Raw genomic sequence first — 11,623 nt, forward strand, 5'->3', positions numbered from 1 at the left:
TTTTTTGTATTTTTTAAAAACCAAAAAATTTCATAAATGTAAAACCACCTCAACAACATTGAGGTGTTATTATGTCTAATTAAACCTTCTGTCCACCTTTAGTGTGCCCGGTTTATTTCTTTTTGTTTAGAGTTTTCACAAGAAGCAACAAATGCCACAGGAATTAATGTCATACCTAAAATTAATGCAATTTTCAAAACTTTTTGTTTTTTATAATTCTTTCTATAAGATGTATAATACATGCGTATACATATACATATATATAATGATTTCATATGTATTTCGAAATCATCAATAATAACTCGCCTGACTTGAGTTATTTTTATGTTTATTTTAATGTGTATATATTTATATTTAATTAAAACAATTAACAGGAGACTTAATTTATGAAGAAAAAAAATATATTTACGCTTTTAAGCGCTGCTCTTTCTTCATCTATACTTTTAATTTCTTCAGTTCCTATCTATATGGGTAAAGATACTACTGATACTAAATATGACAGTTTCTTTTATGAAGATACTGACATTTATTCTAATACAAGATATAGTCAATATGGTTCATATGACAATGGAAACGGGTATCAATTCTATGGATATAAAGGAACTCAAAATTTAGTAACTATTGGTGATCCATCGGTAACTGATAATAGAAATCCTAATTTCTTAAATACAAATTATTTTGATAGATTTACTAAAAGAGGTAATTGGGTTGATGATAAATCATTAAATGGTAGACGTAGAAAATGAAAATTAATTTTTCATAAAGATCAACCAGCTAATTTTAGAGAAAACAGATACTTAGGTGGTTTTTATTTTTCTCAAGACATGATTTTAGCGGATAATTCATTCGTTAAATTTTCATTTTATCCAGCTGATATTAATGTTATTGATTATGCAAATGTTTCAACAAAAGAAATTCCGGTTTCATGAACTAAATTACCAACCAATAAAAGTGATTACACTTTTATTAATCCACTTTATTCTCAAAATCCTTATTTTGAAGATAAGTGACAAAATATTGTTAACTGAGTAAATCCAGAAAACACTTCTACCGCTGGAGCAGCTGGATATAACAATAATAGTGAAATCAGATTAAGAGGATTGTGAACTAATTCTGCCTATCCTTGAACAGCAGAAGAACAAGTAACTGCTGAAAAAAATGGTTTAACTCGTGATAGCCGCTCAAATATTGCTAATAGATTAATTAATGACCAAGTTACTACCCTTGGAAAGGGAACACCTGGTTTCTATCATAAATCTATTAAAAAAATTAATAAATTTGAAAATGGTGAAGTAGCAAGACAATTAATTAATGATGGCTTGTATGATGAAGATTTATTAAATAATGAAGGTATTGGTTTTTGAAATTTATTAGAAAAAAATGCTGGATATATGTTTAGTTTTTTCATTGACGCACCAAATGCTAGAAATAGAGGATGATCAAACAACGTTGTAGTTGTTGAATTTGAAACAGTTGATAATCCTAATTTTAAATGAAATGGCAACACTTCTGTTCCAACCTTTTTAGGTGGAGCTTACACTCTTTTTGATGTTGGATTTAACTCTGGTTTTGAAGGTGAATCTGGATTTATCATAAGAAGTGAAAAAACTAAATCATCTGAATACAAATTTAGAATTAAAGAAACAGTTAATTCATCTGAAGCTAACATATATTTACCTAAATCAATTAAAAGAAGAGAAGATGATGAAATTGATAATAAATTGTACGAAGTAGGTCTTTATTACACTAATCAAAATGGTACAGAAATTAAATTGCTTGATTTAGATAGAACAAAATACAATAACATAAATAATGCAAGAGAATATTATAGTGAATACACTTTAAATTCACCGCTTAATAATATTGATCCAAGCACTTTCAAAATTAAAGCAAAAATTAAAGACACTAATTTCCAAAATCAATGAAATATTGCAGAAGCAAAACTTGCTTCCACAACTAAAGATTCTCAAGGTTTTTATGTTTTTAATGATTTAGCCTATACTCCTCTTATTACTGATAGATTAAGAATTGAACAAATGTTACAAACAGATTTCCCTAATTTATCAGGTTGAGTTAGTGAATTAGTTCAAAAATTTATTAATAATGAATTTAAAAATAAGGGTGAAAATAAGAATGAAAGTGATGTTTGATTTGATGATCATAACAGCACAAGTACCCCAGATGATCAAAAATATGTGCACAGATTCATTAGATTATTAAGAACAATGGTTCCTATGATTCAATTCGCTTCAGAAGTTGATCAAACTTATTATTCTGATACTAATAAAGCATTATCTAACGTTGAAGATAAATTAATTTCTCAATTAAATTTTGCTTATTCTTCAACTCAAAATTTAAAAGATAAGGTAGAGGAACTTCACAATTATTTATCTACTGGAAAAAATGCCTTAAAAAACGATCAGCCTCTCCCACAAGGGCAAAAAACTGCTACTGAATGAGGTATTAAATTAATTAATATTTTGGGTCGTAATCACCAAACCTATGATCAAGAAGTGGCGAAATTAGATGGATACAAAGTTGCTAATGACAAAACAATTAGTGGTAAGATTAATGATCTTGCAACTAGTGAGTTTAGTCAAAATTATCCTGAAGCATACCAAAGTTTAACCCAAGCTGAAAAAGATAATTTAGTTAAATTATTTAAAGAAAAAGCAATTGACATTATCAATAATCAGTTTAAATTAACTGCAACTAATAGTGGTATTGATAACTTAATTGAAACAAATTCAAATACCAATTTAGAAACATTGAAGCAATTCCAAGCAGAAGTTGCTGAAGCAATTCAGAAACGTAAATATTTAAATGATTATGTAACTTGAATTAACAATAATTTAAAAAATGCCGATGGAAATTGAAAAGAAACTGTTTCTGAAAATACTCTAAGTTCTCATGAAGATGGTGAAAAATACAATAAATTTATTGACGCTTTTGACAATGCAGAATACCAAAAAATCTTTTTAAATGATCCAAGTAAAGGCTTTTTAACTGATTATGTTAAGTTTAACAACTTCAAAACTAAATTGGATAATGGACTTAATTTATTAACTGAAAGTTTAAATGCTTTAGATGGTAACAAAAATCAAGCTAAAAAAGCTGTTGATTCATTTATTTTTGTTGAAAGTACTGAAACTGAAAGACAAGAATTTGCTGCTTTATTAGAAAGATTACAAAATAACTATGAAAGTAATAATGGAGCAGTTAAAGACGCTGTTTGAAGCACAAATAATAGTAAATTAGCAGAACAAATTAATAAAATTTTTGCTAAAGCTAAAACTAATTCAATTGCTAAATTAAATGAATTAACTAATTTAACTGAAACTGATAAGACAGAATTTTCAAAATTAATCAATGAAGCAGAACTAAATCCAATAAGTGAAGAATTTACTCAATTTGGTAATGATGCAAATTTAAAACTAATTTATGATAAAGCAGCATTAATTGATCATATTCGTTCATTAACTAATTTAACTGCTAAGCAAAAACAAGCTTTAATTGATCAAATAAATATTGCAGATAGTAATGATAGTAATTATGTAAATCGTAAAAATTATGAAACATTTAAAACAAATGCAACTAATTTAAATACACAAATGAAAGCATTAAAAGATTACTATGATGGATTACCTGATTCACTTAAACCAAATAATAATGGCGAAATTACTGATGAACTTTACGCTTATGAAAAAACTCAAAGCGAAAAAGATAAGTACAAACAATTTATTGAGCAAACCAAAGCAGTAATTGATGATTCTGCTACTAAAACAATTACTGATAGCACAGAAATTGAAACTTTATTAAGAGATCTTGAAGATGCCAAATCTAAATTAGATGGTTCTAGTTCATATTTACCAAGACAAAATGAATTAAAACACATGACAGTTGAATTAAAACAACAATTGTTAAAAGAAATTGATAATACAATTACTAATGAAAGTGATAAAGAAGCTCAATTCACAAAAGTTAAAGCCTTAGACCTAGCAATTGGTAAAGAAATAGAAAAAATTAACCAATGACAAACTAATGATGTGGCAGATACTAATGTTGGTTATAAAAATGCTATTGATTCACTCAAAAATGCTGCCGATAGTTTAACTACCAAGTTAACTACTGCATTTAACTTAAAATTAGCAGATGGTAACCAAAATAAAGATAAATTCAATCAAGTTGAACAAACAGATCCAAATAATTACAGTGGACTTTATGATAAAGCATTAAAAGAATTTAAAGCTTTAAAAGAAGAATTAAGTAAACTTAAATCTAAACTTGATGAAAGTACTCGTTTATATAACTTAGCTATTAACCATACTAATAAAAAACCAGACTTATTTGCTACTAATGTAGCTAAAAACTATGCTACTGATAAAACTCCTTTTACTGTTGAAATTAATGACAATCAACCAGATGCTGTTATTCAAAATATACAAGTAGTTGCTGCTAATGATGTTGATGGTAAACTTGAAATTACTTATGAAATAGTTTCAACTAAAGCTAATTTAACTGATGTTAAAACTAAAGTAAAAACTTACACTTTTAAAGCAGATACTAATGATAATTATCAAACTGAAAAACAAAGATTAAATACTATTGCTAATAGTATTAATGAAGATTCAAGTAAAATTAATCTTAATTTTACAGCTGCAAATGAATTAGCCGATTCAACAACTGCTGCAACTAAAGCTAATTATTCATATTCAAATGCAACAAATGACAAATTAACTTTTGGTATCACAAACATTAATCCAGAATCTGATTATGGTAAAAGCGCTTTAAACTTCACTTTAACTTCAACTAAATCTAAAGAAGATTTATTCTGAAGAAGTGATAATGATTTAAAAAATATTACTTATACTGCTCCACAATCTGATACCAATAGTGTAACAATTACTGGATTTAAAAATGGTGAAAAAACTAGATTAGATGGCTTAAATGGTTATTCAATTGATAGAAGTGATAAATCTGAAATTTTAGCTTCTAAAGTTACAATAGAAGATTTAGATAGCAGTAAGTGAACTTGAAGTCCAGAAGCAGATGCTCAATATACCTTCGTTGATAAAAGAATTGTTGCTTATAACGATATTACTGGACAAATTAAATTAGGTTTCAAATTACAATCAACTAAAGAAAATCTTAAAACTATTAAATCAGAAGAAAAATTTGTAACTATTTCTGATTTTAAAACTGAATTAGATAGAATTAATGAGTTAATTAAAAATACTTCTCCTACTTCTGTAATTAGTCAAAAATCAGGAACAACAAACAACAAACCTTCTGATTTAACATCAGCTGATTTTGTTACTAATGTTCCAGATTCTCTTACTAATCAAAATGTTAAAATCGATTCTAATTTAACATTAAATTCAAACGATGATACAGGGGAAATTGGAGTAGCTTATACATTAATTTCAACTAGAGATAATTTAGTTTCAGATAATTGAGAACCTGCTGTTAATAATTCGGATCCTATTAAATCTAAACAATCTAACACTGCAAAGTTTTCAGGTTATTTAACTAATAATCTTGAAGAAATTAATCGTTTAAACGAATTAGAAGTTTCATATCGAAATAAAAATTCAGAATTAATGCCTTCTGAAATTTCTGCTACTAACATTAATAGTGCTTTAGCAGTTAATTTACCTGAAAACAGTGAAGCTAAAGTAGTTGATTTAACTGTTACTAATAAAGATGATCGAAGTGGAAATGTAACTATTTCATATAAATTAAGATCAACTAAAGCGAATTTAACTAACGCAGAAACTGCAGTTAAAACTTATACTTTTAAATCAGCAACTAATGATAAATATAAAACCGAGCAAGAAAGAATTGATGCTCTTAGTTATCAACCTACTTTAAGTGAAAACGCTAAATTAAATAAAACTGCTTCTGAAATAGAACCAAGTGATATTATTTTTGCTGCAAGTGAAAATGATCAAGCTTATGAAGTTGAAATTGTTTCAAATTCTATTAATGATAAAACTGGAGCATTTACCGTTGAATACAAGATTAAATCAAAAAGAACCAATTTAGACGATATTGTTTCTACTGAGGCAAGAACTGCTACTTTTAATACTTTAACTGAAAGTCAAAGATTAGACAAAGTAATCAATGACAAAACAATCACTAAAGAAATTACTTATGCTGGACAAAAAGCTAAAAATAAAGTTTTAGCTTCAGAAGTAAATGAAGATATGTTGAGTCCAAACCAAAAATTATTAAGTGATTCAAAAGCTAAAATCGCAATTACTAATGTAAAAGTAGATCCAAACAATAATCAACAAGTAATTGTTACTTATAATTTAACTTCTACTAAAGATAATTTAGGTGACGTTACTTCAAGTGTAACTAAAGAAATTACTATTGGTGGTTTCCAAAGTCCAATTGAAAGAGAAAAGGAAATTATTGATACCTATAACAATGCTGAATTTGTCGGTTTAGGTGATGCAACTAAATTAGCTTCTGCTTTCAATGATGCTTCTAAGCATAATGATATTAACTTAGCTTTCAAAACTCCAGATAATCACTCTAACGAAAGAATTAGTATCACTAATGTAATTGGTTATAATGATGTAATTGGGGCTTTAAAAGTTCAATTTAAAGTTATTAGTAACAAAAACGGTCAAGATGTAGTTTCAGAACCAAAAGAAATTATTATTAATAATTATTTAACTGAAAAAGGTAGATTAAATAATTTACGTCAAGAGATGTATAATGAAAATATTAATGTTGATTATCCACAAAAATCATTATCAATACCTTCAAAAGCAGTAGATGATAGTGATGATTTAAGTAATTTCTACTATACTCAAAGCAATGAAAATAAAGCTGAATTAATTAATGTTTCTAAAGAAAGTGTAGATGATGCTGCAGGAACTGTTAATATTGAAGCCGAACTTAGATCAACCAAAACTCAAGCTGAATTAATTTCTAATTGAGAAGTTGATCCTAATGCTCCTTTTGTAACGCCCGTTTCAGATAATACTGATTTAGGTTCTATTAGTGTATCTGGTTTCAGAACTAAGGCAGAGCAAGATAAAATTGATCGTGAAGCAGAAAAAGAACGTTTAAATAATTTAACTGTTACATTAGATTATGAAAACAAAACTACAACTTTACCTTCAAGTACAGTTATTGAAAAAGTAATTAAAACTATCAATGAAGTTACTCCGGAAGCTAGAGTAGTAATTGATAGTATTGATGCAAGAAATGAAATTGAAGGTTCTATTAGAATCCAATACCATTTAGTTTCTGAAAAAAGCGATGAAATTTATAAAGATGTAACTTCAGATAATAAATACGCACAAATTAAAGGCTTTAAAACTGAGCAAATGCGTCTTGATGAAATTATTCAAAACTTAGCAATTGAAGCTGGAATTAAAAATATTGCAAGCGACCAATATGATAAATGAACGGCGTCACAATTATTAAAAGACATAATTTTAAATAAATTAGCAACTAATCAAGATACAAGCTATAACTTAAAAGTAGTAGAGAAATCAGCTAATGATAACACAGGTGAAATTAGTTATACTTGACAAATTATTTCTAATAGAGGTACAGTTTATTCACAAAACTTGAATGCTGTAACTTCAAGCAAACAATATAATAAATCAGGTACTTTAAGTGGCTTTAAAACTTTAGCGCAAAAAGAAAAAGAAAGATTAGATTCTATTGATTTTAGTGACAAAGCTGAAAATGGTGTTCTTTATCGTATTGATTTTCCAAATAAAGCAAATGAACAAGCTTCAAGTTTAACAAATGCAACCACTAATTGAACTTGAGATACATTAAATAAAGATAATTATGAATTTGTTAATCAAAAAATTGTTGGTTACAATGATTTAACTGGTGAAATTCGTTTAAGTTTCCGAATTAGATCAACTAAACCAGACTTTGCTTCTGTGGTTTCTAATACTAAAGAAATTATTATTAGTGGATTTGAAACAGAATTACAAAGATTAAATAAATTAGTTGACACTAATCCATATAATATTTCATTAAATAACGCTGTTAATAAAGAAACTCAAAAAGCTTCAACATTAAATAAAGATAATTTTAGTGCTTCAATTAAAGAAAATGCCGACAATACAAGCGATCATAGCTCTGATTTACTTCTAACAGATGCAAATGATAATACTGGTCAAATTGGAGTTAAATACAAATTAATTTCAAATAGACAAGTAAATACTGATCAAACTGATTTGAAAAAATTAGTAAGCAATTGAAAAGAAACATTCAAAGAACAACAAGTAATTTCTAAAGAATCAACTCCTGTTAATTTTGCTGGCTTCTTAACAAATACTGAAGAAGAGAAAAGAAGAATTGAAGACTTCTTACCGAAAATTGTGCTTGATTTTACAAATCGTGATCAATACTTACCTCTTTATAATAAAAATGATGTAATTGATTCAAAAGTAATTGTTAAATTAAAGAATAATGAAACTTTAGAACAAAATCAAATTAAAGTTAAAGAAAATTCATTAACTATTACTGAACGTGATGATCGTGAAGGATATATCAAAGTAAGTTATACCTTGCAATCAACTAAACCAGGTTTAGAAGGTGCAGAAATTGTTGTTAATGAAACAAGAAGTGCTAATACTAATAAATTAAGCGGTTTCAAAACTGAATTACAAAGATTAGAAGGTTTAGTTTTTGATTTTAATAATAGTGTTAGTGATAAAAATCAAAAACAAGCTTCAGATACTGAAATTACTATCGGTAATTTAAATAAAAATGACGTTAAAACCACAAATATTACAATTAGTAATAAAACTCGTGATGATAGAAATGGTACTTTAAGCGGTACTTATAGCATTTATTCAACAAGAGACGGTTTAAATGACATTCATGTTGATGATAAAAAATTCACTATTAACGGATTTTTAACTGAAAAAGAAAGAATTAATAATTTATTAGCAGATGATACAATCCAATCTCATGTTGAATATAAATTAGATAATCAAGCTGAAATTTTACCTTCAGAATTATTAGCTAATAAAGATCAAGTATTAAATAATTTAGGTACATATTTTGATATGAACTTAGATAATGAAGCGATTAATCAAGTTAATTTAAAAATTGTTGAGTTAAGCGCTGATGATACCGATGGCTCAATTACCTTTAAATATAAAATTGCTTCAACTAAAGAAAACTTAACTGATATTGAATCAGAACAATCTAAAACTATTACTTTAAGTGGTTTCTTAACTGAATTAGACAAGTATAAAAAAGAAGCTAAGAAAACTATTGATGCATTACAAAACATCTCTGAAACACAAAAAGATGCTGCTAAAGCTAAAGTTGAAAAACAAAACACAATTGACAATGTAAATAATATTGTTTCAAATACAAAAGCAGTTGATACCGCTCTAGGAACAATTAAAGACATTGCTCCAGTTAAAGAAAAAGTTCAATTCAAAGAAGCTGATGCAGACAAACAAAATGCATTAACTACAGCATTAGATAATTTAAATTCATTAGAAAACAAAGAAGACTTTGAGAATGCTGTAGAAAACTTACAAGATAAAGTGCAAACTCTTAAAGATGCTCACAAAGCATTAAACGGAGATTCAAACTTAGCAAAAGCTAAAGCAGATGCTATTGCTGCTATTGATAAGTTAAGTTACTTATCAGAAGCACAAAAAGATGCTGCTAAAACTGATATTAATGCTAAAGAAGCTATTGTAGATGTAAATAACATTGTAAACAATGCTACTTTAATGAATAATGCTAAAGAAGCTCTAGATAAAGCTTCTAAAGCACAAAAAACAATTGCTTACAAAAAAGCTTCAGAACAACCAAAGGCTAACTTTGATGCAGCTAAAGCTGATGTAGAAGCAATTAAAGATATTATTAACTTTAATGAGCCAGTAGATAACATCATTGATTTAACAAATAAATTAAACAATGCAACTGCTGCTCTTGATGGAAGTGCAAACTTAGATGCTGCAAAAGAAGAAGCTCTTAAAGAACTTGATAAACTTCCATACTTATCAGATGAACCATATTCAACTGATTCAGAAAAATTCAAAGCTTCTGAAGCTATTAAAAACGCTACAGATGCTGAATCATTAACAAAAGCTATTGAAGATGCTAAAGCTTTAAATAAAGCTAACTACGATAAAAAAGTAGATGAATTAAACGATTTAACAAACCAATACTTACAAAGTACATATGGAACAGATGCTTCAAACAAACATAGAGAAAATGTTGTTAAAGCAATTAATGAATTTAATTCAAAAGCATTCTCAGATGCAAATGGAGAAGCTGCTATTGCTAAAGCTCAAAACTTACTTGATTTAGTTGATTCAATCACAACAAACAAATCAAGAAATAACTTTGAAGAGTTAGCTGACGCTTCAGACCTTGCTAATATCGATACTTTAGCAAACGCTGTAATTAAACACAATTACTTTGAAACATCTACAAAAGCTAAGAATAAACTTAACTCAACAGACCTTAAAAATATTAAACAATTAGTTTCTAAGGCCGGAGATATTGAAGGATTAAACGTGCTTACAACAGCTATTTCTAAAGCATTAAAAGATAACTCACCAATCTTAATCTGACCATACTTTGTAGCTGCTTCAGTAGCAACTTGATTATTGGGAATGGCTATCTTTATATTTGGTAAGAAAAAATAATTGTTAAGTAATAATTAACAAGAAAATTAGTCAATTAATCAGTACCAAATTTGCTTGGTGCTGATTTTTTTGTACATTTTGTGCAATTAAACTAGGACTAAACTAGGACAAGTCATATAGACAATTTATAAAAAACTCAATGCATCTCAACATTGTTGAGGTGTTTTTTAATTTAACACAGATTGAAATCTTTCATTGTTATATCATTCAATGTAATCTTTGATAATGTTTTTGAGTTTATCAAAGCAAATTGTTTTGTAATTTATAAAGTTTAAACACTCAGATTTGATGTTTGAAAAGAAATATTCAACTTCCCTGTTATCTAATGAATTTCCGACTCTACCCATAGATACATTTCCATTGTTTTTTGCAACTACATCGAGGTATTTAGATGATGAATATTGAAATCCGTGATCTGAATGAAGAATTCAAGGTTTTTTAAACTTGATATCCTTGATGTGTGAAATAACTAAATCTGTATCATTTCTTCTTGATAAGCTTCAATTTAAAATTTTCTTTGTTTTATGATGTATTGCAACTGAAAGATAAACATGATTTTCATCTATATCATTTGGTGCTTTTATATATGAAACATCTGTTGCAATAATATTATTTGTAATTCCATTGTAATCTCTATTTACAAGATCTTTAATCTTAACATTTGTATTCTTGATTTCTCTGACTTTACGTTTTGGCCTAACTACACAAATTAGATTTAATTTGTTCATTATTCTCCCCAATGTTCTGTAATTTATGTCGATTTTATATACTTTTAGTATATAAACGCTCAATCTTCAACGGCCAAAACGACTTTTATTTTCATAAAAGGCCTTTCTGACAATTGAATGTAATTCTTCATTTTCAGAATTTTGAGTGACTTCTTTATCTAATTGCGAAATTTTCTTATAAAAAGTAGATTTTGGTATTCCTAAAAAATATATAAATTGTTTATTTGTAACAGA

Annotated in this window: 2 protein-coding genes; one reads left to right on the forward strand and one right to left on the reverse strand. The window is 27.3% G+C overall.

What is annotated here, in order from left to right:
- Positions 1-386 precede the first annotated feature (386 nt).
- A complete protein-coding gene (locus ACNF36_RS00625) occupies positions 387-10,661 on the forward strand; it encodes a lipoprotein 17-related variable surface protein (protein WP_418303375.1) in 10,275 nt (3,424 codons plus the stop codon).
- Between the two features lie 167 nt (positions 10,662-10,828).
- Here ACNF36_RS00625 and ACNF36_RS00630 read toward each other — a convergent pair whose 3' ends face one another.
- Positions 10,829-11,389 (reverse strand): transposase, encoded by a 561-nt coding sequence (locus ACNF36_RS00630; protein WP_418303376.1) that lies wholly within the window; start codon positions 11,387-11,389, stop codon positions 10,829-10,831.
- Positions 11,390-11,623 lie beyond the last annotated feature (234 nt).

The organism is Mycoplasma sp. 4463 (assembly GCF_048381515.1).
Classification (GTDB): Bacteria; Bacillota_I; Bacilli_A; order Mycoplasmatales; family Metamycoplasmataceae; genus Mycoplasmopsis.